Origin of the sequence: Sphingomonas arantia, assembly GCF_042682045.1 — a bacterium.
GTDB classification, from domain to species: Bacteria; Pseudomonadota; Alphaproteobacteria; order Sphingomonadales; family Sphingomonadaceae; genus Sphingomonas_R; species Sphingomonas_R arantia.
Genome location: NZ_JBHUGS010000002.1, coordinates 417,991 through 443,728, shown reverse-complemented (window position 1 = coordinate 443,728; position 25,738 = coordinate 417,991). Strand labels below are relative to the sequence as shown.

The following is a 25,738-nucleotide window of genomic DNA, read 5'->3' as shown; positions in this document are numbered from 1 at the left end:
AAATCGTTGACCGCATCATGCAGCCTTGCTCGGGCGCGTCGCAGCGATCGGGACGACCTTCGCGTCATCCTCTGCAACAATGCCCAGGCCGGCGGCGTGCTGGCGGACGGTGTCCGAAACGTAGGACGGCGAAAGGTGAGCGTAGTGCTTTCGCGTGATCCGCTCGTCCGCGTGCCCGAGCGCCTCCGCGATCACCGCCATCGGCACGCCGCGCAGCGCCAAGCGCGCACCGTAGGTTCGCCGCAGGTCGTGAAAGCCAGCTGGCTCGATCTTCGCGGCCACGCAGGCGGCCTTCATGTAGCGCGTCTGCTGACTGTGCCCCCAGCGCTTCCCATCGCCGCGAGGTAGCAACAGGTCACCAGCTTCGCGTCCGTGAGCGAGCTGCTTGAACAGGCGCACACCCTCGGCTTCGAGATAGACGATTCGTGGTTTGCCAGCCTTGGTGTCGAGCAGCCACAGCGCGTTGGCCTGCTGATCGAAATCACGCACCTTCGCGGCCGTCAGCTCGCCATAACGAGCGCCGGTCAGCAGCGCGGCCTGAACCAGCTTGCGGATGACGGGATCGACGGCGTTGACCACCAGGCGGACTTCCTCGTCCGACAGGTAGCGGAGCTTCGCTGCGTCGACGTTGGCGAAGGGTTTCACGTTGCGCCATGCTTCGGTCGGCAATCCGGTCCGCTCGTCGGCTGCGCGGTTCAACGCAGCCTTGAGCACGGTCAGGTCGCGGTTGGCGGTCGATCGACGCCGGCGGATCGCGTCCTCGGTCACCGTCTCACGCTCGTTCTGCTTCAACGCGAATTTGCCGGTACGCAGCTTGGCAGGCGACGCGGCGCGCGCCCGGTGCCAGTCGGCGACTTGCTTCTGGGTCAGTTGCGCCACCTCAACCGTATCCCAGTCCGGGCGAACGACCGTTTCCACGCGCGAACGGGTCGAGACGATCGACTTACCTCGGAACTTCGCGAGATATTCGGTGAGGGCGTCGCCGACGGTGAACGGGCCCTGCTTAGGACCACCGCGTGCGACCAGCTCGAACCATGCGCGCGCCGCAGCCTGGGCCTGTCGGTAGTCCATGATCTTAGAACCGTCGGCGTCGCTGTCGTCGTCGGCTTCGGCCAGCGTCGTCTTGGCATACCCGCCGGCAGCCCGGGGCTTCCGGTAGCGCGCCACCCACTTCGCCACACGGACGCCGCGGTAATACCCGAGGTGTTCTCCCTCATTGAGCATCTTCCAGTAAGGCTCGGCTTTCACGGGCAGCCGATCGCGGGCCGCGCGGGTGTCGAGCTTCGCATCCTTTACCGTTCGCGCCATTACCGAAATCGCCTTCAAGGTAGCATCTCGGTAATATGCACGCAGGATCAGTGTGACACAACCACGGACGGTTAAAATATAAAACCTTGGGTTTAAGCCAGTTTTTGACTGTCCATGGTTGTGTCAGAATGACCGTTTTGTTCCCTCTCACGGCGTAAGCACGAGTTCGATTCTCGTAGGGGTCACCACCGCTCTTCCCATCACACGCCACATGGATCGATCGCGGACTTCCGTTTGTCGCCTCGCATCGTCGCGCGCTCCCTTGCTTCGAGACCGGCCGTGTCTCGAAGGCGTCATGTCCGGCGATCGTCTTCACCGGCATCCGAACGCACCGGTTCGTACATTCTTGCTTTCCCTCCGCGATCCGGCATTGTGGCGGGCAGCAGGCGCGCAAGACCACATGCAATCGGGACAGGCATCATGATGAACGCGATCGCCACCGTGTCGCTCAGCGGGACGCTGGAGGATAAGCTGCGCGCAGCGGCGGCGGCCGGGTTCGGCGGGGTCGAGATCTTCGACACCGACTTCCTGGCGTCGGCAATGACGACGGCGGAGGTGAAGGCGCTCCTCGACGAACTCGGCCTCGCCTGCGTGCTCTATCAGCCGTTCCGCGACCTTGAGGGCATGCCCGAACCCTATCGCGCGCGCGCCTTCGCCCGCATCGCGCAGAAGTTCGGCGTGATGCGCGAACTGGGCTGCGACCGGATCCTGCTCTGTTCCAACTGCTCGCCTCATGCCCTGCCGGACCGCGACCGGATCGTCGCCGACCTGCGCGAGCTGGGCGACCTGGCCGATGCGCACGGCATCACCGTGGGGTATGAGGCGCTGGCGTGGGGCCGGCACGTCAACGACCACCGCGTCGCGTGGGAGATCGTCGATGCGGTCGATCACCCACGCATCGGCATTCTGCTCGACAGCTTCCATTCGCTGTCGCGCGGCATCCCCAGCGTATCGATCCGTGCGATCCGGCCGGAAAAGCTGGTGTTCGTGCAGCTTGCCGACGCGCCGCTGCTCGACATGGGGCATCTGTACTGGAGCCGCCATTTCCGGTGCCTGCCGGGGCAGGGCGGTATGGACCTGACCGACTATGTCGCCGAAATCCTGCGGCTTGGCTATACCGGCCCGCTCAGCCTGGAGATCTTCAACGACCGGTTCCGCGCCAATTCGGCCGCGATGGTCGCGCGCGACGGCGTCCGCTCGCTCGATGCGCTCCGCGACGGCGCGCGCCGGGCGATCGGGGAGGCACCGGCGATGCCCGCCCGGGCGCAGATCGAACGGATCGCGTTCGTCGAGGTCGCGGTGGCACCGGACGACCGCGATGCGATCACCGCGATGTTGCGATCCGCCGGCTTCGCCTGCGCCGGTCGCCACCGGAGCAAGGCCGTCGAACATTGGCGCTGCGGCGCGGCCGACATGGTGCTGAATTACGAGGAGGGCGGGTTCGCCGCGGCCTACCGCACGACGCACGGCACCGCGATCTGCGCGATGGGGCTTGTCGTGGCGGACGGCGCGGCGACGATGGCACGGGCCGATGCGCTGGGCGTCGCCCGGCATGTCAGCGACATACGCACGATGCCCGCGCTGCGCGGCGTCGCCGGCACTTTGGTCTATGTCCTCGACGTGGAGGCGGCCCGGACGATCTGGACCGACGAGTTCGACTCGGTGGACGACGGCACCGCCGCGGCACCCGACATCGGCGTGACCGCGTTCGATCATCTCGCCGCAACCGTGCCCAACGACGAGTTCCTGTCCTGGCAACTCTACTGGCGCGCGCTGTTCGACGTCCACGGCGCGGGCGCGCAGGACGTGATCGACCCGAACGGCCTGGTCCAGAGCCAGGCGATCCAGAACGCCTCGGGCAGCTTTCGCATCACGCTGAACAGCACCGACGCACGCGACGCGCTGTCCGCGCGGTTCCTCAGCCAGTCCTTCGGCGCCGGGTTCCAGCATGTCGCGATGCGCGTCCGCGACATGGACGTGGCGGCGCGCGCGCTGGCCGATCATGGGCTGGCCCGGCTCCCGGTCCCGCAAAACTATCATGACGACGCGGTCGACCGCTTCGGGCTCGACCCCGCCGCCGCCGCGACAATGCGCGACCATGACATGCTGCTGGACGAGGAAGGCCCCGGCGCCCGGTTCCGGCAGATCTATAGCCGCGCCTTCGCCAAGACATTCTTCTTCGAATATGTCGAACGGACCGGCGGCTATGACGGCTACGGCGCCCCCAACGCCCCGATCCGCCTGGCCGCGCAGAACCGCTTCCGCGCGGAACCGGTCGTCGACTAGGGGGAGACCGAAACGCTGGCCTCACGGCGCCGGAAGGCTTGGTGATTCCCCCCGACACCCGTCCATCCCGAGCGAAGTCGGGGGACCCGTCGAGCGAAGCCGAGACGCCGACAGCATCCATCGGCTGCGCTCGGCATGGACAGGGTTGGTCAGTTGGACAACGGAGAGGCAGCCGCCCCTAAAGCGTCGCCTCGATCGCCCGCGCCGCGGCGTCCGGATCCTCCGCCGCCGTGATCGGCCGGCCGATCACCAGGATCGACGCACCCGCACGCCGCGCGGCGGCCGGCGTCATCATCCGCTTCTGATCGCCCGCATCGCCGCCCGCCGGACGCACGCCGGGCACGACGAAGAAGCCCCGCGGCCACGCCTTTTTCGCCGCCGCCACTTCCGCGCCGGAACACACGATGCCGTCGATCCCGGCCTCGCGCGCCAGCGCCGCCAGCCGCGCGACCTGCGCATGCGGATCGTCCGGCACGCCGATCGCGGCCAGGTCGCTGCCGTCGAGCGAGGTCAGCACGGTCACCGCGACCACCTTCGTCCCCGGCGGGGCGGCGGCCTTCGCATCCTCCATCATCGCGCGGCCGCCCGCGGCGTGAACGGTCAGGATCGCGGGGTCGAGCGGGCGCAGCGCCTGGATCGCCTTGGCCACCGTGTTCGGAATATCGTGCAGCTTCAGGTCGAGGAACACCGGCAGGCCGAGCGCCGCCATCTCGCGCACCCCGGCCTGGCCGTTCGCCATGAAGAATTCGAGGCCCAGCTTGATCCCGCCGACATGGTTGCGGACCTTCGTCGCGATCCCCTTCGCACGGGCAAGGTCCGTCGTGTCGAGCGCGACATAGATGCAGCCGCTCATGCCGGTGACCCCGGGATCAGCGGCGGTGCGGGCGGGGGCGGGGAGTATGCGGTCGGCATCGCCACGTCGACCGGATCCGGAAACAACGGCTCGCGCGTCGCGGCGGGCGTCGCGGCGGCCGGGCGCAGTTCCGCGATCGTCCGTTCCGCGCTGTCCAGCCGGCGGCGCAGGCGCCAGCGACTGGCATGGTACAGGATCGTCGGCGGCACGACGCCGACCAGGTAGGCGAGCAGCAGCAGCACCGGCAGCTTCACGTCCGCCACGATGCCGCCCCACAGGTTCACCTGCGCCGTCGTCCAGTTCTTCGTCGCGAAGATCACCGCGATCACCGCGAGCACCACCCAGAACAGGGTTCTCAGGAATTGCATGGCATCGCCCTCCGCGTCATGCCGCTTCTTCTACGGCGATGCCGCGCCAGAACAAGAGGGCGCGCAAGCGGGCGGGGGAGAGGTGGCCCTTCACCCGATCTCGCGCTCCAGGGTCGCGAACAGCTCGGGGATCGCCGTCAACCGCCCGCGCTCCTCCGCCAGCACCGCACGGAACGCCCGCGTCTTCAGCAGCGCGACATGCCCCGGCGGCAATGTCGTCCCGGCGGGCAGCGTGGAGATCAGAATGTCCACCAGCCGGTCGATCCCGTGCAGCCGCCCCCAAAGATAGTCGTTCTCGCGCCACGCCCGGCTGAAGAACGCGCCGAAACTGTTGAACGCGATCCCCTTCAGCGTCGCCTCCGCCCCGCCGGCGCGGATCGCGCTCGCGTCGTCGGGCGCGATCCGGTCGACCTTCACCGGGTTGAACTCGTCGCGGTGGTCGCCGCGCAGCAGCGGCAGCGTCGCGATGTCGTAGAAAGGAAAGCCGAGATAGGCGAGCAGGATACGCCGCCGCTCGGGCCGCGGCAGGGGCAGCAGCGCGGCGCACAGTGTGGCGTCGGCGCGGTCGTCGATCGCGCGCAGGTCGGTCGCATCGGCCAGCGCCGCCAACGCCGCAGCGGGATCGTCCAGCACGTCCGCCATGTCGCGCAGCTTCGGCGCACGCTGGTCCAGATAGGGAGCGAGCGCCGCGAACAACGCGCTGCGCATCGCCTCGATCAGGTCCGCCGGGCAACCGGGCGGCGGTACGTCCGGCACCTGTTCCGCCACGAACCGCAGCCGCCGCACGCGGAACTCCAGGTCGTGCGCGCGCATGAACTGGACGAACGCCGCATCGTCCGCGCCCGGCCCGGCGATCCCGACCGCGCGGACATGCGTCCACAACGCCACGCGCACCGCATCGCGATCCTGCGCACCGCCCTCCGCGAACAGGGTTGCCAGCCGGTCTATCACCGACGCCAGCTTCAGATGACCGTAACCCGCAAAGGTGAACCCTGCGCGCTTCACCGCCAGCATGTTGGCCTTCGCCCGCCACCCCGCGATCCGCGCCGGCGTCGGCCGCGTCAGGAAGATCGTGCCCCCCAGCGCATCGTCGATCGCGGCCTCCACCTCCGGGCGTACCGCGGCGATCGTAGCGGCGGCATCTGCAATCCGCGCGGACCGCGCCGCGATCGCCTCCAGATTGTCGCGGATCGGCTGTTCGCGCGGAATGTCGGACATCGCGCCCAATATGGTCTGGAAGAAACCTGGCGGCTCGATGCCGTCGCCACCGGTCATGTGGACCGAGCGGATATTGGGTTTCGGATCGATATAGACGAAGCGCCGGTCCACCTCGCGCGCCGCCGGCCGGTTGCGCAACGCCTCGATCGCCGGGCGGAACGGCGCGTTGCTCAGCACCGATCCGTCGATCAGCACCGCGCTCTCCACCGCGTCGATCGCCGCCAGCCGGGGCAGGGCGCGCGTCAGGAACGCACCACGCCCCGGCCAGTCCTGCCCGCGCTCCGCCAGCACCGCATCCAACTCGCCCACCGTGAACGGCGGGAACGCCCCCGGAAAACTCGCCGTCGCACGCCCCGCGAACACCAGCGCCGGGATCTCGCCGAGCCCCGCACCATCCTCATCACGTGTCGAGAAAGCCAGCGTAAGGCGATGTTCCGTCTCGACAATCTCCGGCGGCGAATGCAGCGTGAGCCGCTCCGGATGCCCGCGGAAATCGGTGACCGTCACGAACAGGTCGAGCGGGTGCCCGTCGGGTAGCAGCGACCGCCCGTCACCCGTGCCCGCCATCGCCCCCATCGCGTCGAGCAGCAGCGTCGTGAACCGCGCACCCCCGAACGGCGGCGCGAACCACCGCGCCTGCACGAACTGGATCAGCTTCGCGCGCACCTCCGCCTGCACCGCCGGGTCCAGCGTCTCGGTCGCCGCGCGCCCGGCGGCATAACGCGCGAGCGGCGACGCCCACAGCCGCGACAGCCGCTTCGATATCGCGCCGGCTGGCCGGTCGTCCGCCATTAGCCGGTCGACATCCGCATTGTTCAGCCACAGGTCGGTCAGCGGATCCAGCGACTGCCCGGTCGCGATCGCCTGGCCCAGGAAGATCCCGTTGATCCCGCCCGCGCTCGCCCCCGCGACGATATCGACCAGCACGCGCAACCGCGTGCCGGTCGCCGCCTCGATCTCGCCGATCAGGTCGCGGTACACCGCCTCGCTCGCGCCATCCGCCGCCTCGCCCGCATGATAGGCGCGGCTCGCGCGGGCGAGATGCCAGATCTCGCGCGTGATGCCGTGCATGTACACCGCCAGGCTGATCCCGCCGTAGCAGACCAGCGCCAGCCTCAGTTCCTTCTCCCGCATGACCGGCAAGGTGGCACGCCGCGTGCCTGAGCGAAAGTGCCTCGACCGCACCGCGCCACGCGGTCAGGACTGGAAACCCGTCCCGTTCCCCGCTACGTTCCTATTTCGTTCCAACTGGAGTTTGCATGGCCAAGCCGCAGAAGCGTTATGTCTGCCAATCCTGCGGGGCGGTGGCGAACAAGTGGCAGGGGCAGTGCGTCGACTGCCTGCAATGGAACACGCTGGTCGAGGATGCGGGCGGGGCCAAGACGCCTTTCTCCGCCAAGCACAACCTGCGCGGCGGCGGCAACCTCGTCATGATGTCCGCGCTCGACACCGACGTCGCGCTGCCCGAACGGATGCCGACCGGAATCGCCGAGTTCGACCGTGCGCTCGGCGGCGGGTTCGTGGCCGGGTCCGCCACGCTGATCGGCGGTGATCCGGGCATCGGCAAGTCGACGCTGCTCCTACAGGCCGCGGCGAAACTCGCGCTGGCCGGCAAGTCGGTCGCCTATGTCTCGGGCGAGGAAGCCGCCGATCAGGTCCGGCTTCGCGCCCGCCGGTTGGGTTGCGGCAACGCGCCGGTGCAGCTCGGCGCGGCGACCTCGGTCCGCGATATCCTCACCACGCTGGAACGCGCCGAGGCGCCCGACATGCTCGTCATCGACTCGATCCAGACGATGCACAGCGACCTGATCGAGGGTGCGCCCGGCACGGTCAGCCAGGTCCGCGCGTCTGCCCACGAACTGGTCCGCTATGCCAAGGAAAGCGGCTGCGCGCTCGTGCTCGTCGGCCATGTGACCAAGGATGGATCGATCGCCGGCCCGCGTGTGCTCGAACATATGGTCGACACCGTGCTGTCGTTCGAAGGCGAACGCAGCCACCAGTACCGCATCCTGCGCGCCATCAAGAACCGCTTCGGCGGCACCGACGAGATCGGCGTGTTCGCGATGGCCGAGGCCGGGCTGGACGAAGTCTCGAACCCGTCCGCTTTGTTCCTCACGACGCGCGGCGAATCGGTGTCCGGCGCGGCGGTGTTCCCGGCGATGGAGGGCACGCGCCCCGTGCTGGTCGAAATCCAGGCACTCGTCGTGCGGCTCGCCTCCGGCGCCACCCCGCGCCGCGCGGTCGTAGGCTGGGATTCGGGGCGGCTCGCCATGATTTTGGCCGTGCTAGAGGCGCGCTGCGGGCTCAGTTTCTCGACCGCCGAGGTCTATCTCAACATCGCCGGCGGCTACCGCGTCATCGATCCCGCCGCCGACCTGGCGGTTGCGGCCGCGCTCGTCTCGGCGTTGGCGGAACAGCCGATCCCGTCCGAAATGGTCGCGTTCGGCGAGGTGTCGCTGTCCGGCGAGGTCCGCCCCGTGGCCCATGGTGGGCTGCGGCTGAAGGAGGCCGCCAAGCTCGGTTTCACCCAGGCGCTCGTGCCCGCGTCGCTGGCGGAGGCGCCCTCCGGCCTGTCGATGCGCGGCTACTCGACGCTCGCCGCCCTCGTTGACCGGCTGCTGGGTCGGGGTTAGCGGTAGGCGCATGCCAGCGCTCACCGCCCTCGATATCGTCGTGATCCTGCTCGTCGGCGGCGGCGCGGTTCTCGGCATCCTGCGCGGCTTCGTGACCGAAGTGCTTTCGCTGTTCGCCTGGGTCGCCGCGATCCTGGCACTCAAATTCTTCCATCCCGCGCTGGCCGAGTTGCTCGTCGGCCCGGTCGGCACGCGCGCCGGGGCCTCCGTCCTTGCCTTTGCGCTGATCTTCCTCGTCGTGTTCGCCGGCGGCAAACTCGTCGCCCGCGCGCTCGGCCGCCGGACGCGACAATCGGTCCTCGGCCCGCTCGACCGCCTGCTCGGCTTCGGCTTCGGCGCTCTGAAAGGCCTGATCGGCGCGACCTTGCTCTTCCTGGCCGTAACGCTGGTCTACGACACGCTCTACGGCGGTGCCGCAACCCGCCCCGACTGGATCCGCGACTCTCGCAGCTATTCTCTCCTCAACGCGAGCGGCAAGGCGATCGTGGACTATGTCGCCGCCCGCCGGAAACTGGACCCGAAGCCGGCGACAACTGAGTAGCCCAAGACTCCCTCCCCCCACCGGGGGGAGGGTCGGGGTGGGGGGCTTCGGCTCAGGCCGACGGTGTTCCAGGAGGCCATGCAGTAAGGAAAAGCGAACGTCGGGACCGGTCGCCGAACCTCCACAAAAGGCAATCAACCACCCAGCCAATCCCCCCACCCAACCCTCCCCCCGGTGGGTGGAGGGCTATGCGCTGTCCCTTCGACGCCCTACATACCGGCCCATGTCAGCACCGCTCTACAACCAGACCATCCTCCGCCTTGCGACGAGCATTCCCCATCAGGTCCGGCTCGACGCCCCCGACGGCACATCCGAGAAACGATCGCCCGTTTGCGGGAGCCGGATCATCGTCGACGTGGCGCTGGACGGGGAGGGGCGGGTGAACGCGATCGGCCAGGAGGTCCGCGCCTGCGCTCTGGGCCAAGCATCCGCCTCGCTGATGGGCGCCGCCGCGATGGGCCGCACGCCCGACGAACTGGAGGCCGCCCGCGCCGACCTCACCGCCTACCTTGCAGGCGATCGCGAAACCCCCGGCGAATGGCCCGGCCTCGACATTTTCGAACCGGCGCGGCCCTACACCGCGCGGCACGCCTCGATCCGGCTTGCGTTCGAGGCGGTCGCCGATGCGGCGCGGCAAGCGGAAGCGAAGCCGTGAACGAGGCCCACAGCGCCGCCAACTGGGTGCATGACGGCGTCATCATGCTGGGCGCCGCGCTGCTATTCGTGCTGCTGTTCCGCCGGCTCGGCATCGGCGCCGTGCTGGGATACCTCGTCGCCGGCGCGGTCATCGGACCGCAGGGGATGAAGCTGATCGGCGATGTCGAGGGCAAGTTCGGGATCGCCGAACTCGGCATCGTCCTCTTGCTGTTCCTTGTTGGGCTCGAACTCCACCCGACCAGGCTCTGGCGGCTGAGACGCGACATCTTCGGCTTCGGACTCGGTCAGGTCGTCGCCTGCGGGTTGGCGATCAGCGGCATCATCCTGGCGTTCGCGGGCTTCAGCTGGGAGGCGGCGCTCGCGCTCGGCCTGCCGCTCGCGCTATCCTCGACGGCTCAGGTGCTGCCCATGCTGCGCTCCGCCGGCCGGATGAACACCCCGTTCGGTGAACGCGCCTTCTCCGTCCTGCTGTTCCAGGACCTGTCGATCGTCCCGCTTATTACGATCATTGCGGCCCTGTCCCGCGCGCCGGCCGATCCCGCCGCGCCGCCGGGTTATATGCTCGCACTCTACACCGTCGGTGCGGTCGTCGGGCTGGTGCTGGCCGGGCGCTACCTCCTCAACCCGCTGTTCCGGCTGATCGGCCATCTCGGCGAGCGCGAGCTGTTCGTCGCCGCCGGTCTGTTCACCGTGCTCGCCGCGGCCGGCGTGATGGAGGCGCTTCATCTCTCGACCGCGCTCGGCGCGTTCATCGCCGGCGTCATGCTGGCGGACTCGCCCTACCGGCATGAGCTGGAGGCCGACGTCGAGCCGTTCCGCACCATCCTGCTCGGGCTCTTCTTCCTGTCGGTCGGCATGATGCTCGACCTGAACGTCGTGATGTCGCGGCCGCTATTCGTCATCGGGCTGGCCATCGCGGTCATCGCGGTGAAGTCGGGCGTCATCTTCGGCCTCGCCCGCGTGTTCGGTGTGGAGACGCGCCCTGCGCTCGCACTCGGTCTCCTGCTCAGCCAGGGCGGCGAGTTCGGCTTCGTGCTGTTCGCGCAGGCGCGCGCGGCGCAGCTGATCCAGCCCGAGGCGGCTAGCCTGTTTGGCGCGGTCGTCACGCTGTCGATGGCGACCACGCCGTTCCTGATGATCATCGCGCGCTGGTTCAACCGCGGCGGTACCGGCCCGGAACGCGACGATCTCGACGGGCCGAGCGCTGCGATGCCGGCCAGCGCGATCGTCGTCGGCTACGGCCGCTTCGGCCAGACCGTGGCGCAGATGCTGATGGCGAAGGCAGTCTCCGTCACGCTGATCGACGTGTCCGCAACGCAGGTCGACCGCAGCAGCGATTTCGGGTCGAAGGTCTTCTACGGCGACGGCACACGGCTCGACCTGCTGCGTCAGGCCGGCGCCGACGACGCGCGCACCATCGTGTTCTGCATGGACGGCGATCCGGTGTCCCCCGAGACGCTCAAGCCCGTACTGGAGGCATTCCCGCACGCCGCCATCCTGGTCCGCGCGTTCGACCGCCGCCACCTGATCCGGCTCAACCGGCTCGATCTGGCCGGCGTCACGCGTGAAGTGTTCGAATCCGCGGTCTGCATGGGCCGCAAGGCGCTCGAAGCGGTCGGTGTCGCGGACGACGCGATCGACCGGGCCGAGGCGGAATATCGCAAGCGCGACGCGCTCCGCCTAACGGAACAGGGCAAGTCGGGCGACCTCCATTCGGGCAAGGAAATGATGTTCACCCCAGAACGCTCGATCCGCACCGTTGAGCCTGAAGCATGATGATCGGAGCATTGGCCGCGCTGTCGGGCGCGATCGCGGTCATGGCCGGCGCACGCGGCGCGCATGGCGCGGTTGGCGAAGCGGCGGAATGGCTCCGCACCGGCTCGCACTATCAGATGGTCCACGCGGTTGCCGCGCTGGTGGTGATGGGGATGCCGGGCGGGCGCTGGCCGGCGGCCCTGTTCGTCGCGGGCGCCGCGCTGTTTTCTGGCTCACTCTACGCGATGGCGTATGGCGTGCCGGCCAAGGCGATCTGGTTCGTCACGCCCTTGGGCGGGCTGGTGCTGATCGTCGGCTGGTTGTGGCTCGCCGTCGCGATGCTGCGCGGCTGAGCTTTAGCCCAAACGAAGAGGTAGGGCCGCTGACGTCCGTCGGCCCTATCAGATCAAACCCCGCCGGCCTGCTGCCACCCGCCACCCAGTGAGCGGAACAGATCGACCTGCGCGGCGGCGATCCGGGCGTCGGCAGTCGCCAGGTCCGCGTCCGTATCGGCAAAGGTCCGCTCCGCATCGAGCACTTCGAGGAAGTCGATCTGGCCTTCGCGCTGGCGGGCGCGGGTGATGCGGGCGGCGCGTTCGGCGTTATTGCGCGCCGACTGGAGCTGCGTCCGCCGGTCCAGCTCGCGCGCATAGTTCGACAGCGCTGTCTCGGTTTCCTGTAACGCATTCAGCACGTTACCGTCGAACGTTGCGAGCGCACCACGGGTATCGGCCTCCGCCCCGGCGATCCGCGCGCGCGCCGCCGACTGGTTCAGCGACCAGTTCAATAGCGGCCCGAGCAGCCAGCGGATCGGCCCACCGCTGAACAGATCGCTCGCCGCGACCGCGGTCGACCCGACCTGTCCGCCCAACGAAATCCGCGGATACAGATCCGCCGCCGCCACCCCGATCCGCGCGGTCGCCGCCGCCAGCCGGCGTTCGGCCGCGCGCACGTCCGGCCGCCGCGCGAGCAGCGCCGCCCCGTCGCCGATCGGGATCGGCCGGTCCAGCCGCGGCGTCGTCGTCCGCGCCCCCGCCGCGGCGGGCAGGTCCTGCGGCACGCGCCCGGTCAGCGTCGCCAGCCGGAACAGCGCCGCCTGCCGCTCCGCCGCGATCTGCGGCACGAGCGCGGCACGCTGATCGCGCAACGCCGCGATCCGGACCTGATCCAGCCGCGCCGCACGCCCCGCATCGACGCGCTTGCCGGTCAGCACCGCCGACCGGTCGAGCAGCCCGACGATCCGCTGCGCCACCGCCAGTCGTTCCGCGGACGAGGCGGCGTCGACATAGGCGCGCGTCGTTTCCGCCACGATCGACACGCGGACCGCATCGGCATCCGCCGCCGCGGCCCCCACATCGCCGCGCGCGGACTCGATATTGCGGCTGATCCGCCCGGCCAGGTCGACCTCGTAACTCACGTCGAGCCCAACATCGTAGGTCGCCCGCTCACGATCGAACCCCGGCAGCGACTGAAGCTGCGACGCGCGGCCATAGGTGCCGCTCGCACCTAAATCGACCTGCGGCTGGCGCTCGGTCCGCGCAGCGCGCAGCACCGATCGCGCGCGATCGAGCCGCGCCACCGCCACGCGGATATCGGTGTTCGCCGCCAGCGCATCGGCGACGAGCCCGTCGAGCACCGGATCGCGGTACATCCGCCACCAGTCGTCGGCCGGTGCCTCCGCGGTCGCGGCCGGCGTGACGGTGGAGAAGGCGGCGGCCGCACGCGGCGGCGTCACCGGCGCATGATAGTCGGGACCCGCGGCGCAGGCGGCGAGCGCCAGCGTCGACAGCGTGGCGAGGAGGGCGGTCTTCATCGTATTGATTCCCTATTCGGCGGGCTGGAGGGTCGGCGTCGCGTGCCGTGTCCGGCGGCGTTCGAACCGCAGGGCCAGCGCACGCGCGACGACGTAGAAGGTGGGCGTGAAGAGCAGACCGAACCCGGTCACCCCGATCATGCCGAAGAACACCGCGGTCCCGAGTGCTTGGCGCAGTTCGGCGCCCGCGCCCTTCGCGATCACCAGCGGCACGGTGCCGAGGATGAACGCGAAGCTGGTCATCAGGATCGGCCGCAACCGGTCCCGCGCCGCGCGTACCGCCGCCTCCATCGGGGTCAGCCCGTCGCGGTCCTCCGCCTGCTTGGCGAACTCCACGACCAGGATCGCGTTCTTCGCCGCCAGCGCGATCAGCACGACCAGCCCGATCTGCGTCAGGACATTATTGTCCATCCCCCGCAGGTTCACGCCGGTCATCGCGGCAAGCAGACACATTGGCACGATCAGGATGATCGCCAGCGGCAGGGTCAGGCTCTCATATTGCGCGGCGAGCACCAGGAAGACGAACAGCACCGCCATCCCGAACACGATCGCCGCGGTACTGCCCGCCGACTTCTGCTGGAACGCGATCCCGGTCCACTCGCTGGCATAGCCGGCGGGCAGGGCGGTCTCGGCCAGCTTCTCCATCGCGACCAGCGACTGGCCGGACGAGAAACCGGGCGCCGTGTCGCCGTCCACTTCCACCGCGGGGAACAGATTGTAACGCACGACGCGGTACGGGCCGGTCTTGTCGCGGAACGTGGAGACCGACCCGACCGGCACCATCGCACCGCTGTTCGACCGCGTCTTCAGGTTGGCGATGTCCGCGGTGGTGGCACGGAACGGCGCATCGGCTTGGGCCGTGACGCGATATGTCCGCCCCAGCAGGTTGAAATCATTGACGAATGCCGAACCGAGATAGACCTGCAACGCCTCGAACACACGCTCCGGCGGGACACCCAGCAGATTGGCCTTGGCACGGTCGACATCGGCGAAGATGCGCGGCGTGGCGGTGTCGAAGAAGGTGAAGACCTGCGCCAGCCCCTTCGTCTGGTTCGCCTGGCCGATCAGCCCGCCCGCCGTCTTGCCCAGCTCCTGATAGCCATGGCCACCCTGGTCCTGCACCATCAGCCGGTATCCGCCCGCGGAACCGATCCCCTGGATCAGCGGCGGCGGGATGATCAGCAACCGTGCTTCGGTGATATCGCCGGTCGCCTTGCGCGCCTCGTCCATGATCCCGGCGAACGTCACGCCGAGTTCCTGGCGTTCCTCGAAGCTTTTCAACGGGATATAGGCCGCGGCTGAATTCGGTGCGAGCGTCTGCGACGGTCCGTCGAACCCGGCGAGCATCACCGCCCCCTTCACGCCGGCCAGCGGCAGGATGCGCTTGGCGACCTTCTGCATCACCGCATCGGTCCGCTCGACCGACGCGCCGGACGGCAACTGGATCACGGTCAGGAAATAGCCCTGATCCTGTGCCGGCACGAACCCGGTCGGCGTCACCGCGAATACCGCGGCGGTCACCGCGATCAGCGCGGCATAGCCGATCATCATCCGCTTCGGCGCGGCCACCAGCTTCGCGGTCAGCCGCGCATAGGCGTCGCTCATCCGCTCGAACCCGCGATTGAACCAGTCGCCCGCCCGACGCGTCACGCGGACCAGCCGGTTACCGCTCTCGCTCGTCTCGTTCGGCTTCAGCAGCATCGCGGCGAGCGCCGGCGACAGCGTCAGCGACAGCAGCAGCGAGATGATCGTCGCGGTCGAGATCGTAACCGCGAACTGGCGGTAGAACGCACCCGACAACCCGGTCAGGAACACCGTCGGCACGAACACCGCGCACAGCACCAGCACGATCGCGACGAGCGCACCCGACACCTCGTCCATCGACGTCCGCGCCGCCTCCAGCGGGGTCAGGCCATGCTCCAGGTTGCGCTCGACATTCTCGACCACCACGATCGCATCGTCGACCACGATGCCGATCGCCAGCACCAGCCCGAACAGCGACAGGTTGTTGAGACTATAGCCCGCCGCCGCCAGCACTGCGAAGGTCCCGATCAGCGAGACCGGGATCGCCACGATCGGGATGATCGCCGCACGCCATTTCTGGAGGAACACCAGGATCACGAGCACGACGAGGAACATCGCCTCGATCAGCGTATGCTTCACCGCGTCGATCGACTGCGCGATGAACTCGGTTGGGTTATAGATAACGCGATATTCCAGGCCCTTGGGAAACTTCTTTGACATTGTTTCCATCTCGGCATTGACCGCCTCGGCCGCGGCCAGCGCGTTTGATCCGGGGCGCTGGAACACCGCGGCGATGACCGTCGGCTCGCCGCTCAGATAGGTGTTGGCGCCGTAATCCTGCGCGCCCAGCTCGACCCGCGCGACGTCGGACACGCGGACCTGGCGGCCCTGCGCATCGGTGCGGATCACGACGTCGGCGAACTGCTTTGGATCGGTCAGCCGGCCCTGCGTCTCGACGTTCAGCTGGAACGCGGCACCCTGATCATAAGGCGGCTGCCCGAGCGTCCCGGCCGCGACCTGGACGTTCTGGGCGCGCAACGCCGCGACGATCTCGCCCGCGGTCAGGTCCAGCGCCGCCGCCCGGCCCGGATCGATCCAGACGCGCATCGCATAGTCGCGCGCACCGAATAGCCGCACGTCGCCCACGCCGTCGATCCGGCTCAACCGGTCGCGCACCTGGGTCAGCGCATAGTTCGAGATATAGCCGCGATCGAGCGACCGGTCGGGCGACACGAGGTTCACCACCATCAGGAAGTCGGGCGACGTCTTGCGCGTCACCACGCCCAGCCGCTGCACATCCTCCGGCAATCGCGGCACGGCCACCGAGACGCGGTTCTGGACCAACACCTGGGCCGCATCCAGATCGGTGCCGATCTTGAACGTCACGGTGATCGTGACATTGCCGTCCCCGGTCGATTGCGACGACTGGTACAGCATGTTGTCGACGCCGTTGATCTCCTGTTCGATCGGCGCGGCCACGGTTTCGGCGACCGTTTCGGCCGACGCACCGGGATAGGTCGCGCTGACCGTCACGGTCGGCGGCACGATGTCGGGATATTGCGACACCGGGAGCGCCAGGTACGCGATCGCGCCCACGATGGTGATGATGACCGCGATGACGGCCGCAAAGATCGGCCGGGTGATGAAGAAGCGCGAGAAGCGCATGATGTCTGTCCTCGAACAGGAGGGGGCGCGGTCCGCCGTCCCCGCCCTGGTGGGCGAGGTCGGGAGGTCGATCAGAGTGGGCTGAGCCTAGGTCAGCTGGCCAGCGTGGCCTCGCCCGCGACCGGCTGGACCGCCGTCGGCGTCGCCACCGCGGCCTGCGGCGTGATGCGCCCGGGCTTGGGCTGCACCGGCGATCCGGGCATCGCCATCTGCGTGCCGGTGATGACGATCCGGTCGTCGGGGCCAATCCCCGACCGCACGATGCGCAGCCCGCCGACCACCGGGCCGAGCTCGACCGGCTTCGCCACCACCATGTTGCGGCGGTCGACGGTCAGCAGGATCTTGCGCGCCTGATCGGTCTGGACGGCGTCGTCGGGCACCAGCATCGCGGTCCGCGTGCCGACGCTTGCCAGCCGCATATTGCCGAACATGCCGGGCGTCAGGAAATAATTGGGGTTGGACAGCACGGCCCGCCCGCGGATCGTGCCCGATCGCTGGTCGAGCCCGTTGTCGGTGAAGTCGAGCCGCCCGTGCCAGCGATGCTCCGCCTCGTCCTGCAACCGGATCTCGACCGCGGCAGGCGCCGCCCCGGCACGCCGTGCGCGCTGGCCCTTGAGGAACAGCGCTTCCGACCCGTCGAACGTGAAGTAGATCGGATCGAGCGCGTTGATCGTGGTCAGCACGGTGCCGCCGGTGCCTTCGCCGCCCGCCACTTGGTTGCCCGCATCGACGCGGCGGTCGGAAATCCGCCCGCCGATCGGGGCGCGAACCTGCGTGAACGACACGTCGAGCGCCCGCGCCCGGACCCGCGCATTGGCCGCCGCGAGCGCCGCCTGCGCCGCCTGCAACCGACCACGCAACGCGTCGACCTCACCCGCCGACACCGCCTCGTCCGCGACGAGCCGCTGCGCGCGACCGAGATCGGTGCGCGCCAGCGTCAGCGCGCTCGACGCGCTGGCCGCATTAGCGCGCGCCTCGGCCAGTGAAGCGGCGAACGGCCGCGGATCGATCGTGAACAGCAGCTGGCCCTTGCGGACGATCTCGCCGTCGCGGAAATGAACGGCGGTCACCTCGCCCGCCACGCGCGGTCGGATCTCGACCGTGCGGCTCGGGGCGAACCGCCCGACATAATCGTCCCACTCGCTCACCTGGCGGACGAGCGGCGCCGCCACCGTCACCGCGGGCGGGGCAGGGGCTGCCACCGCCGCATTGGGCTGGTCGAACAGCTTCACACCAACCGCACCGAGCAGCGCGACCGGCACCAGCACCATCGCGCCGCGCTGCCAGCTCGGCCGGCGGCGGCGCGCATCGGGTTGCACCGCGTCCGTCCGCGAAATCGGGGTATCCATATTCATGCCGATCGGCTCCGCTTCGTGGCGCTCACACGCATGCCGGTCACGCTGGTGACCAATGTCTCGATCTGCTGTTCCTGAAACCCGGCGGACAGGAACCGCTCGATTTCCGCCTTGGGCAGCGCGAAGCCGTGCCGCCACGCATAGACCGCCATCCGGCGCAGCGCCTCCAGCCGCGGGTCGGCGAGCCGCGAGGGCGTCTCCTGCCCGAACAAACTCCCCATCGCGCGCGACAGCCGGCTCGGTTCGCTGAGACTGCGCAGCGTGTCGCGCTTGGCCAGCGCGATCACGCTCCATTCCAGCGGGCGGAATCCGGCATCCGCCGTCGCGGCGGGGCTGATCGTGGCGGGCGCGGAGGCGAAGGTGCGGGCGGCGGGTGCGAACATGTCGTCGATGTCCAGATAGGCCATGGAAAATTCCTTGCGGTTCAAGGCGGTGGAGCGGGGACGTGCGCCGGCAGCCACCGACGGACGATCCGTCGGCGATGCGCCACGCGGCGGACGCAGGAGGACATGCGCGATCGCACGGGCGACACGCGGTATCCGGTCAATGATGGGTGTTGGAAACGGCCGAAGCCGTAAGGTCAGGTGCTCAGTGTCATGGTCGCTGGTCCCCCGTCTGCGGACCCCGTTGCGGGGGACTGCTTCGATACCAGTCGGTATATAAACCTGAGGTTCATCGCGTCAATCGGCTTTTGTACCGCGCGGTAGATTTATTTGGTGGGCCAGACCGCCATGCTGGTTTCGACCAGTTGGCGCAGTTCCGCGGCCGTGGCACCGGACCCGCCCTGCAACGCCATGCCCGACATGATCGCAAACAGGTAGCGGACGAGCGCGGCAGGCTCGAGCCCCTCGGGAAACTCGCCGTCGGCTTTCGCCTGCTCGAATCGCCGCACAATCGCCGCCTCGGACGACGCGCGGCGCTTCATCACCTCCGCCTTGATCGGCTCGGCCTCGACTCCGCAGGCCGCCGTGCTGATGACGCCCAGGCAACCCTTGGGGTCGCAAGTGCTGGTCTGCATCTGCAACGCGCCGTGCAGCAGCCGTTCCGCCACCGCACGCGCGGTCGGCGCTTCGACCGCGGAGGTCATGTAGGCCAGTTTCTCGCGCTCGTAGAGGTCGAGCGCCTTGTGGAACAGCGCCTCCTTGTTGCCGAACGCGGCATACAGACTCGGCTTGGTGATCCCCATCGCGGCGGTCAGCTCGGCCATCGACGCGGCCTCGTAACCGTTCTTCCAGAACACGCGGAGCGCAGCCGCCAGCGCGGTTTCGAGATCGAACTCGCGCGGGCGACCCTTGCAGATCGAGATCTTGGACAAGCTATTCATACCGAACGGTATATAGTGCAGCAGCAGCGCGCGTCCAGTGTGACACTTCGGTGTCGGGGCGCGACCCCGGCCTCACGCATCGATCGCGTCTTCGTCCAGCTTCGCGGCGTTCGCCTGGATGAACGCAAAGCGGTGCTCGGCATGCTTGCCCATCAGCCGATCGACCAGGTCGCGCACCGCGGACCGCTCCTCATAATCCGCCGGCAGCACAATCTTCAGCATCGAACGGCTCTTCGGGTCCATCGTCGTTTCGCGCAACTGCTGCGGGTTCATCTCGCCCAACCCTTTAAAGCGCGAGACGTCGACCTTCTTTCCCCGGAAATCCTTCCCCTTCTCCAGCACCGCCCGGTGCGCATCGTCGCGCGCATAGGCGGACTTGCCGCCCGCGGTCAGCCGGTACAGCGGCGGCTGCGCCAGATGCAGATGCCCGCGTCTCACCAAGTCCGGCATCTCCTGAAAGAAGAACGTCATCAGCAACGTCGCGATATGCGCGCCGTCGACGTCCGCGTCGGTCATGATCACGATCCGCTCGTAACGCAGCAGCGTGGGATCGCACGTCTTTCCCGTGCCGCAGCCGAGCGCCTGGATCAGATCGCCGATCTCGCTGTTCGCACCGATCTTCGCCCGGTTGGCGGAGGCGACGTTCAGGATCTTGCCGCGGATCGGCAGCACCGCCTGCGTCTTGCGGTCGCGCGCCTGCTTGGCCGAACCGCCCGCGCTGTCGCCTTCGACGATGAACAATTCGGTGCCGGCGGGGCTGTCCGACGCGCAATCGGTCAGCTTGCCGGGCAGGCGGAGCGAGCGCTTCGACGTCGCCGTCTTGCGCTTCACCTCGCGCTCCGCCTTGCGGCGCAGCCGGTCGTCCATCCGGTCGAGCACGAACCCGAGCAGCGCGCGGCCGCGCGCCATATCGTCGGTCAGATAATGGTCGAAATGGTCGCGCACCGCATTCTCGACAAGCCGCGCGGCCTCCGGGCTGGTCAGCCGGTCCTTCGTCTGGCTCTGGAACTGCGGATCGCGGATGAAGACCGACAGCATCAGCTCGCAGCCGACCGCGATGTCCTCCGCCTGGATGTCGGTCGCCTTCTTCTGCCCGACCAGCGCCCCGAACGCGCGGATCCCCTTGGTCAGCGCCGCGCGCAGGCCCTGTTCGTGCGTCCCGCCATCGGGCGTCGGGATGGTGTTGCAATAATAGGTGTACGACCCCTCCGACCACAAAGGCCACGCGACCGCCCACTCGACGCGCCCCGCGGTGCCGGGAAAGTCCTGCTTGCCCGCAAAGAAACTGGTCGTCGCGGTCTCGCGGTCGCCCAGCTGCTCGGCAAGATAGTCCGACAGCCCGCCCGGAAACTGGAACACGGCTTCGGCCGGCGTCTCGTCGGTCAGCAGCGCGGGATCGCAGCGCCAGCGTATCTCGACGCCGGCATAGAGATAGGCCTTCGACCGCGCGAGCCGGTACAGCCGGGCCGGCTTGAACCCCGCCGCCTCGCCGAAGATCTCCGTGTCGGGCGTGAACGCGACGCTCGTCCCGCGACGGTTGGGCGCGCCACCCACCTCGATCAGCTCGCTCGTCGGCAGGCCGCGCGAAAAGCTCTGGCGGTACAGCGCACGGTTGCGCGCGACCTCGATCACCGTGTCGGACGACAGCGCGTTCACCACCGACACGCCGACGCCGTGCAGGCCGCCCGACGTGGCATAGGCCTTGTCGCTGAACTTGCCGCCCGAATGGAGCGTGGTCAGGATCACCTCGAGCGCGGACTTGCCGGGGAATTTCGGATGCGGATCGACCGGGATGCCGCGCCCGTTGTCGACGATGGTCAACCGGTTGCCAGCACCCAGCGCCATGTCGATGCGGTTGGCGTGGCCCGCGACCGCCTCGTCCATCGCGTTGTCGAGCACCTCGGCCGCCAGATGGTGGAACGCGCGCTCGTCCGTCCCGCCGATATACATGCCGGGCCGGCGGCGGACCGGCTCCAGCCCCTCCAGCACCTCGATCGACGACGCGTCATAATCGCCCGAACCGGTGGCGGGCGCTGCGGCAAAGAGATCGTCGGCGGACATTATGGAGGACCATAGCGGGAACGAATGCGCCTGTCAGCCTTCTCCGCTCGTCCGATCCGGACTGGCGCGATGGGCCTTCACCACGCTACCGACGCAGGCGACTGACCAAGGGGAACGAACATGATCGGATCTGGATGGCGCTGCGGCGTCGCGCTGGCGGCGATGCTGGCCACGGGGGCGTCTGCCGCGCCCACGATCTCGCCTGAGCGGATGTCCGCCTCGGTGAAGGTGCTCGCGTCCGACGCGTTCGAGGGCCGTGCACCCGGCACGCCCGGCGAAACCCGCACGGTCGACTGGCTGGTCGCGCAGTTCAAGGCGATGGGCCTGCAACCCGGCGGCCGCGGCGGCAGCTGGACGCAGCCCGTGCCGCTCGTCCGCACGCAGGTCGCGCCCGGCGGCACCATCACCGTCTCCGGCCAACCGCTGGTCCGCGGCCGCGACGTCTATGTCAGCACGGTCCGCCCGGTCGACCGCGTCGCGATCGACAAGGCCCCGATGGTGTTCGTCGGCTACGGCGTCTCCGCGCCGGAGCGCCAGTGGGACGATTTCAAGGGCGTCGACCTGAAGGGCAAGGTTGCGGTGTTCCTGGTCAACGACCCCGATTTCGAGGCCATGGCGGGCGACGACGCGAAGGGTAAGTTCGGCGACCGCCGCATGACCTATTACGGCCGCTGGACCTACAAGTACGAGGAAGCCGCCCGTCGCGGGGCGATCGCCGCGCTGATCGTCCACGACACCGCCGGCGCCGGCTATGGCTGGGACACGGTCACCGCGCCCGGTGGAGAGAATTACGACATCATCCGCACCGATCCGAACGCGCGCGTGCCGTTGCAGGGCTGGCTCTCGGGCGAGGCCGCCACCGCGCTGTTCGCCCGCGCCGGGCTGGACCTCGCCGCCGAACGGGTCCGGGCGCGCAGCCGCACGTTCCGCCCGGTGGCGATGCGCGCGCTGACGTTCAGCGCCGACCTGTCCGTCAAGCAGGAGCGCGTCGAAAGCCGCAATGTGCTCGCGCGTATCCCCGGCGCCACGCGGCCGGACGAAACGGTCATGATCGGCGCGCACTGGGACGCGTACGGCAAGGGCACGCCCGACGCGCAGGGCCGCACCGTCCGGCCGGGCGCCAACGACGATGCGCTGGGCGTTGCCGGCGTGCTCGAACTCGCGCGCGGTTTCGCGACCGGGCCGAAGCGGGCGCGCAGCCTGGTGTTCGCGCTGTGGAGCGGGGAGGAGCGCGGGCTGCTCGGCTCCGAAACCTACGCGACCGACCCGATCTACCCGATCGACCACACCGTCGCGAACCTGACGCTCGACGTGCTGCAGACCGCGGGGCCGGCGCGCGACGTCATCCTGGTGGGGCAGGGGCAGAACGCGCTGGAGGACGACCTCGCCCGCGCCGCCACCGCGCAAGGCCGCCGCGTGACGCCCGAGTCGCTCCCCGAACGCGGACTGTTCTACCGCGCCGACCATTTCTCGCTCGCCAGGCGGGGCGTACCGACGCTGCTGTTGATGGCGCTCGGCGGCGGACCGGACTTGGTCGCGGGCGGCCGCGCGGCGGGCGACGCCTGGCTGCGCGACTATATGAAATGCTACCACCAGACCTGCGACGCGTGGGACGCAAAATGGGACCTTCGCGGGGCCGCCGCCGATACCGAATTGGTCAGGACAATCGCCACGAACCTGGCAAACGGCACGCGCTGGCCCGACTGGCGCGCCGGATCGGAATTCGCCGCGATCCGCAACGAAAGCGCGGCGCAACGCAAGCAGGCCCCCGGTCAACCGGCCAAATAAGCAGAAAAGATCGTTTCGATCCCGTTTCGACCCCCGTCTATTGATGGTTTGATAACCAATATCGGGCATCGGTGCCGCATGAGCCCGGCATCCCTTTCGCGTCCTCGCCGGCGCAACCGCGAAAGGCCACGTGTGTTTCAACGGCGACCGCTGTTCTGGATTGCGCTCGGATCCATGCTGTTCGGCCTGTTGCAGGCCGGCGCACCGCTCGAACATATGCTCCGCTTCCTCCGCGATCGCGTCCGGGACCATCCGGTTTCGGGGCAGATCGTCGTCGTGGCGATCGACGACCGGACGATGAGCGCGGCACAACAATGGCCTTTGCCGCGGCGGTTCTACGCGACCCTGATCGATCGTCTGAACGCGGAAGGGGCCGGACGCATATTCATCAGCGTCAACTTCACGACGCTGTCCGATCCCGTGGACGACGCTCTACTGGTCAGCGCCATGCGACGGTCGAAGGCACCGATCATCCTGCCGGTCGGGTTCACCATCGATCCGATCACCAGGGTGCGCGCCTATTTCGCGCCCGCGCTTTTGTTCAAGCCGGTTACCAGCGTATCGAGCATCAATCTGAATTTCGATGCCGAAGGGACGGTCCGCCGTCTGCCTTACGCCATGAAGAGCGATATGGGCGTCACCCCGTCCTTCTCGGCGCTCCTGGCAAATCGAGAGGGTTCGGCGGGAAGCCAGTATCCGATCGATTACGCGACCAACCTGTCATCGATACCGATCGTCAATGCCCAGGACGTCCTGTCCGGGGCGGTTCCTAAACGGGCTATCGCGGGACGGGACGTCGTTGTCGGCCTGACCTCCGCACGCGCCGGAAACAACTTCCTGGTCCCGAACATCGGTCTGGTTTCCGGCGTCATCCTTCATGTGCTCGGCGCGGAGACGCTGCGGAACGGATCGGCAACCGACATCCCCTGGTTCGTCCCGCTCAGCGTGGCACTGATCGTTGCGTTCGTGGCGTCCTTCATCCGGCGGCGGCGCTTTCGGGTGATCGTCTACATATTGGGGACGATCGTTGCCGTCGCCGCACCCTTCATGCTCGATCGCGAACTGATCTTTGTGGAGATCGTGCCGACACTGGCGCTGCTGGCGGCGATCGGTGGCACGTCGCTCTGGTTCGCCTATCGCGAGGCGGCCCGTCGTCGGTCGGTCGTCAACGTGGTCTCGGGCCTGCCCAATCTGAACGCGCTACGGGCCGTCGACAACGCGCCGGACGTGGCGCTGGTGGCCGCGCGCGTCCGGAACTTCCCGGAGATTTCGGCGACCCTGCCGGAGGAGAAGGAACGCGCATTGGTCGAACAGATTGCGCGCCGCCTTGCGCTCGGCAGCGGCGGGGCGACGATCTATCAGGGCGACGAGGGCATCTTCGCCTGGCTGATGCCGTGCGAAACGGTGTCGTTCACGTCGGACCAGTTCGACGCGCTCCACGCCCTGTTCCGCAATCCGATCTCGATCGACGATCGGCGGTTCGATCTGGCCATCACCTTCGGTCTGGCGTCCGATCCGGACTCGTCGCCGTTCAACCGGCTGGGCGGCGCCCTGATGGCGGCCGACGCCGCCGCGGACGCCGGACTGCACTGGAAGCTGCACGAGCCCGAACAGGAAGACGACTCCGCGTGGCGCCTGTCGCTGCTCGGTCGGCTCGACGCGGCGATCGACAGCGGGGAGATCTGGGTCGCCTATCAGCCCAAGATCGACCTGGCGTCCGGTCGCATCGTGGGGAGTGAAGCGCTCGTCCGATGGAGCCATCCGGAAAAGGGACCGATCAGCCCGGTCGATTTCATCCCCATGGCCGAACAGCAGAACCGGATCGGCAAGCTCACCTATCACGTCCTCGAAACCGCGATCCGCGCCGCGGCTGCGATCAACAGCCACGGCATCAGTTTCGGGATCGCGGTCAACCTGTCCGCGCGGTTGCTGGACGATCCCGAACTTGTCGAGCGCGTATCGTCGATCCTGACCGAGCATGGTCTGGCATCCAACCTGCTGACGCTCGAGATTACCGAAACAGTCGCCGTGGCGAACAGCGCGCACTCGATCGCGGTGTTGAACCGGTTGCGGCTGATCGGCGTCGTGCTTTCGATCGACGATTACGGGACGGGCTATTCGAATCTCGAAAATCTGCGGACGATCCCGGCCACCGAAATCAAGATCGACCGTAGCTTCATCGACGCAATCGATCACAGCCGGAGCGATGCGGTGATGGTGCGATCAACGATCCAGATGGCGCACTCGCTCGGCCAGAGCGTCGTCGCCGAGGGCGTGGAACGCGAGGAAACGCTGCGGGCCTTGCGCGTCATGGGGTGCGACCTCGTGCAAGGCTATCTGACCGGTCGGCCGATGAAGTTTGGCGCGCTCAGCCGTCTGCTCCTAAAGGAACGGCGGCGAACGGCCGCTTAATTGGTTAATTTGTTGGTAACCATATTGTTGATTCAGTAAATTCCTCCCTGTCGTTGCGAGTCGGTCGCACGACAGTTCAGGGGAATTTGCGATGAAGAAGCCAGCACAGCTCAAGTGGGGCATCTGGGATTGGTGGTACGGCGACAACCACGACGGCATCGGCGGCGGTCAGGAAGG

General features: G+C 68.3%; 18 protein-coding genes. 8 read left to right on the top strand and 10 right to left on the bottom strand.

Going from position 1 to position 25,738, the window contains the following annotated elements:
- Positions 1 to 15: 15 nt before the first annotated feature.
- Positions 16 to 1,326 carry a tyrosine-type recombinase/integrase gene (locus ACFSGX_RS07805; protein WP_380928859.1) on the bottom strand — a complete coding sequence of 437 codons (1,311 nt, stop codon included), beginning with the start codon at positions 1,324 to 1,326 and terminating at the stop codon, positions 16 to 18.
- Positions 1,327 to 1,728: 402 nt separating this feature from the next.
- Here ACFSGX_RS07805 and ACFSGX_RS07800 point away from each other — a divergent pair, with 402 nt between their 5' ends.
- The gene (locus ACFSGX_RS07800) at positions 1,729 to 3,594 is read left to right on the top strand and encodes a bifunctional sugar phosphate isomerase/epimerase/4-hydroxyphenylpyruvate dioxygenase family protein (RefSeq protein WP_380928857.1); all 1,866 of its coding nucleotides are present in this window, start codon (positions 1,729 to 1,731) and stop codon (positions 3,592 to 3,594) included.
- Between the two features lie 178 nt (positions 3,595 to 3,772).
- Here the strand turns inward: ACFSGX_RS07800 and pyrF are convergent, their stop codons facing one another.
- From pyrF to ACFSGX_RS07785, 3 genes are all read right to left on the bottom strand, one after another.
- A complete protein-coding gene (pyrF, locus tag ACFSGX_RS07795) occupies positions 3,773 to 4,447 on the bottom strand; it encodes an orotidine-5'-phosphate decarboxylase (RefSeq protein WP_380928856.1) in 675 nt (224 codons plus the stop codon).
- The gene (locus ACFSGX_RS07790) at positions 4,444 to 4,815 is read right to left on the bottom strand and encodes a hypothetical protein (RefSeq protein WP_380928855.1); all 372 of its coding nucleotides are present in this window, start codon (positions 4,813 to 4,815) and stop codon (positions 4,444 to 4,446) included. The genes pyrF and ACFSGX_RS07790 overlap by 4 nt, the downstream gene beginning before the upstream one ends.
- Before the next feature lie 90 nt (positions 4,816 to 4,905).
- A complete protein-coding gene (locus ACFSGX_RS07785; protein ID WP_380928854.1) occupies positions 4,906 to 7,167 on the bottom strand; it encodes a patatin-like protein in 2,262 nt (753 codons plus the stop codon).
- 125 nt (positions 7,168 to 7,292) lie between these two features.
- On the opposite strand from ACFSGX_RS07785, the gene radA reads away from it, so the two are divergent.
- From radA to ACFSGX_RS07760, 5 genes are all read left to right on the top strand, one after another.
- On the top strand, positions 7,293 to 8,666 hold the full coding sequence (gene radA / locus ACFSGX_RS07780) for a DNA repair protein RadA (RefSeq protein WP_157177194.1): 1,374 nt from the start codon (positions 7,293 to 7,295) through the stop codon (positions 8,664 to 8,666).
- A gap of 10 nt (positions 8,667 to 8,676) precedes the next feature.
- Complete coding sequence (locus tag ACFSGX_RS07775; protein WP_380928853.1) at positions 8,677 to 9,207, top strand: CvpA family protein; 531 nt, start codon at positions 8,677 to 8,679, stop codon at positions 9,205 to 9,207.
- A gap of 223 nt (positions 9,208 to 9,430) precedes the next feature.
- Positions 9,431 to 9,862 carry an iron-sulfur cluster assembly scaffold protein gene (locus tag ACFSGX_RS07770; RefSeq protein ID WP_380928851.1) on the top strand — a complete coding sequence of 144 codons (432 nt, stop codon included), beginning with the start codon at positions 9,431 to 9,433 and terminating at the stop codon, positions 9,860 to 9,862.
- A 44-nt stretch (positions 9,863 to 9,906) separates the two neighbouring features.
- Positions 9,907 to 11,640 carry a monovalent cation:proton antiporter-2 (CPA2) family protein gene (locus ACFSGX_RS07765; RefSeq protein ID WP_380930013.1) on the top strand — a complete coding sequence of 578 codons (1,734 nt, stop codon included), beginning with the start codon at positions 9,907 to 9,909 and terminating at the stop codon, positions 11,638 to 11,640.
- Positions 11,637 to 11,972, top strand: a complete 336-nt coding sequence (locus ACFSGX_RS07760; RefSeq protein WP_380928849.1) for a DUF423 domain-containing protein — start codon at positions 11,637 to 11,639, stop codon at positions 11,970 to 11,972. Before ACFSGX_RS07765 ends, ACFSGX_RS07760 begins: the two co-directional genes overlap by 4 nt.
- 53 nt (positions 11,973 to 12,025) lie before the next feature.
- Here ACFSGX_RS07760 and ACFSGX_RS07755 read toward each other — a convergent pair whose 3' ends face one another.
- From ACFSGX_RS07755 to parE, 6 genes are all read right to left on the bottom strand, one after another.
- Positions 12,026 to 13,432 (bottom strand): efflux transporter outer membrane subunit, encoded by a 1,407-nt coding sequence (locus tag ACFSGX_RS07755; RefSeq protein WP_380928848.1) that lies wholly within the window; start codon positions 13,430 to 13,432, stop codon positions 12,026 to 12,028.
- Positions 13,433 to 13,444: 12 nt separating this feature from the next.
- Positions 13,445 to 16,621: an efflux RND transporter permease subunit gene (locus tag ACFSGX_RS07750; protein ID WP_380928846.1), complete on the bottom strand. Its 3,177-nt coding sequence runs from the start codon at positions 16,619 to 16,621 to the stop codon at positions 13,445 to 13,447.
- 92 nt (positions 16,622 to 16,713) lie between these two features.
- Positions 16,714 to 17,976 carry an efflux RND transporter periplasmic adaptor subunit gene (locus tag ACFSGX_RS07745; protein WP_380928844.1) on the bottom strand — a complete coding sequence of 421 codons (1,263 nt, stop codon included), beginning with the start codon at positions 17,974 to 17,976 and terminating at the stop codon, positions 16,714 to 16,716.
- Positions 17,973 to 18,383, bottom strand: coding sequence for a hypothetical protein (locus ACFSGX_RS07740; protein ID WP_380928843.1), 411 nt, complete (start codon positions 18,381 to 18,383; stop codon positions 17,973 to 17,975). Before ACFSGX_RS07740 ends, ACFSGX_RS07745 begins: the two co-directional genes overlap by 4 nt.
- A gap of 302 nt (positions 18,384 to 18,685) precedes the next feature.
- Positions 18,686 to 19,300: a TetR/AcrR family transcriptional regulator gene (locus tag ACFSGX_RS07735; RefSeq protein WP_380928842.1), complete on the bottom strand. Its 615-nt coding sequence runs from the start codon at positions 19,298 to 19,300 to the stop codon at positions 18,686 to 18,688.
- 72 nt (positions 19,301 to 19,372) lie between these two features.
- Positions 19,373 to 21,361 (bottom strand): DNA topoisomerase IV subunit B, encoded by a 1,989-nt coding sequence (gene parE / locus ACFSGX_RS07730; protein WP_380928840.1) that lies wholly within the window; start codon positions 21,359 to 21,361, stop codon positions 19,373 to 19,375.
- 120 nt (positions 21,362 to 21,481) lie between these two features.
- Between parE and ACFSGX_RS07725 the strand changes: the two genes are divergently transcribed.
- Positions 21,482 to 23,149, top strand: a complete 1,668-nt coding sequence (locus ACFSGX_RS07725; RefSeq protein ID WP_380928838.1) for a M28 family metallopeptidase — start codon at positions 21,482 to 21,484, stop codon at positions 23,147 to 23,149.
- Between the two features lie 132 nt (positions 23,150 to 23,281).
- Positions 23,282 to 25,561 (top strand): EAL domain-containing protein, encoded by a 2,280-nt coding sequence (locus tag ACFSGX_RS07720; protein WP_380928837.1) that lies wholly within the window; start codon positions 23,282 to 23,284, stop codon positions 25,559 to 25,561.
- Positions 25,562 to 25,738: the final 177 nt, after the last annotated feature.

Excerpts from the sequence above, each read along its gene's own strand:
- ACFSGX_RS07785 (WP_380928854.1), bottom strand. The coding sequence starts at position 7,167 with ATGCGGGAGAAGGAACTGAGGCTGGCGCTGGTCTGCTACGGCGGGATC.
- ACFSGX_RS07725 (WP_380928838.1), top strand. The coding sequence starts at position 21,482 with ATGATCGGATCTGGATGGCGCTGCGGCGTCGCGCTGGCGGCGATGCTG.
- ACFSGX_RS07740 (WP_380928843.1), bottom strand. The coding sequence starts at position 18,383 with ATGGCCTATCTGGACATCGACGACATGTTCGCACCCGCCGCCCGCACC.
- ACFSGX_RS07765 (WP_380930013.1), top strand. The coding sequence starts at position 9,907 with ATGCTGGGCGCCGCGCTGCTATTCGTGCTGCTGTTCCGCCGGCTCGGC.
- ACFSGX_RS07755 (WP_380928848.1), bottom strand. The coding sequence starts at position 13,432 with ATGAAGACCGCCCTCCTCGCCACGCTGTCGACGCTGGCGCTCGCCGCC.
- ACFSGX_RS07775 (WP_380928853.1), top strand. The coding sequence starts at position 8,677 with ATGCCAGCGCTCACCGCCCTCGATATCGTCGTGATCCTGCTCGTCGGC.
- ACFSGX_RS07745 (WP_380928844.1), bottom strand. The coding sequence starts at position 17,976 with ATGAATATGGATACCCCGATTTCGCGGACGGACGCGGTGCAACCCGAT.
- ACFSGX_RS07750 (WP_380928846.1), bottom strand. The coding sequence starts at position 16,621 with ATGCGCTTCTCGCGCTTCTTCATCACCCGGCCGATCTTTGCGGCCGTC.
- radA (WP_157177194.1), top strand. The coding sequence starts at position 7,293 with ATGGCCAAGCCGCAGAAGCGTTATGTCTGCCAATCCTGCGGGGCGGTG.
- parE (WP_380928840.1), bottom strand. The coding sequence starts at position 21,361 with ATGTCCGCCGACGATCTCTTTGCCGCAGCGCCCGCCACCGGTTCGGGC.
- ACFSGX_RS07735 (WP_380928842.1), bottom strand. The coding sequence starts at position 19,300 with ATGAATAGCTTGTCCAAGATCTCGATCTGCAAGGGTCGCCCGCGCGAG.
- ACFSGX_RS07790 (WP_380928855.1), bottom strand. The coding sequence starts at position 4,815 with ATGCAATTCCTGAGAACCCTGTTCTGGGTGGTGCTCGCGGTGATCGCG.
- pyrF (WP_380928856.1), bottom strand. The coding sequence starts at position 4,447 with ATGAGCGGCTGCATCTATGTCGCGCTCGACACGACGGACCTTGCCCGT.
- ACFSGX_RS07770 (WP_380928851.1), top strand. The coding sequence starts at position 9,431 with ATGTCAGCACCGCTCTACAACCAGACCATCCTCCGCCTTGCGACGAGC.
- ACFSGX_RS07760 (WP_380928849.1), top strand. The coding sequence starts at position 11,637 with ATGATGATCGGAGCATTGGCCGCGCTGTCGGGCGCGATCGCGGTCATG.
- ACFSGX_RS07800 (WP_380928857.1), top strand. The coding sequence starts at position 1,729 with ATGATGAACGCGATCGCCACCGTGTCGCTCAGCGGGACGCTGGAGGAT.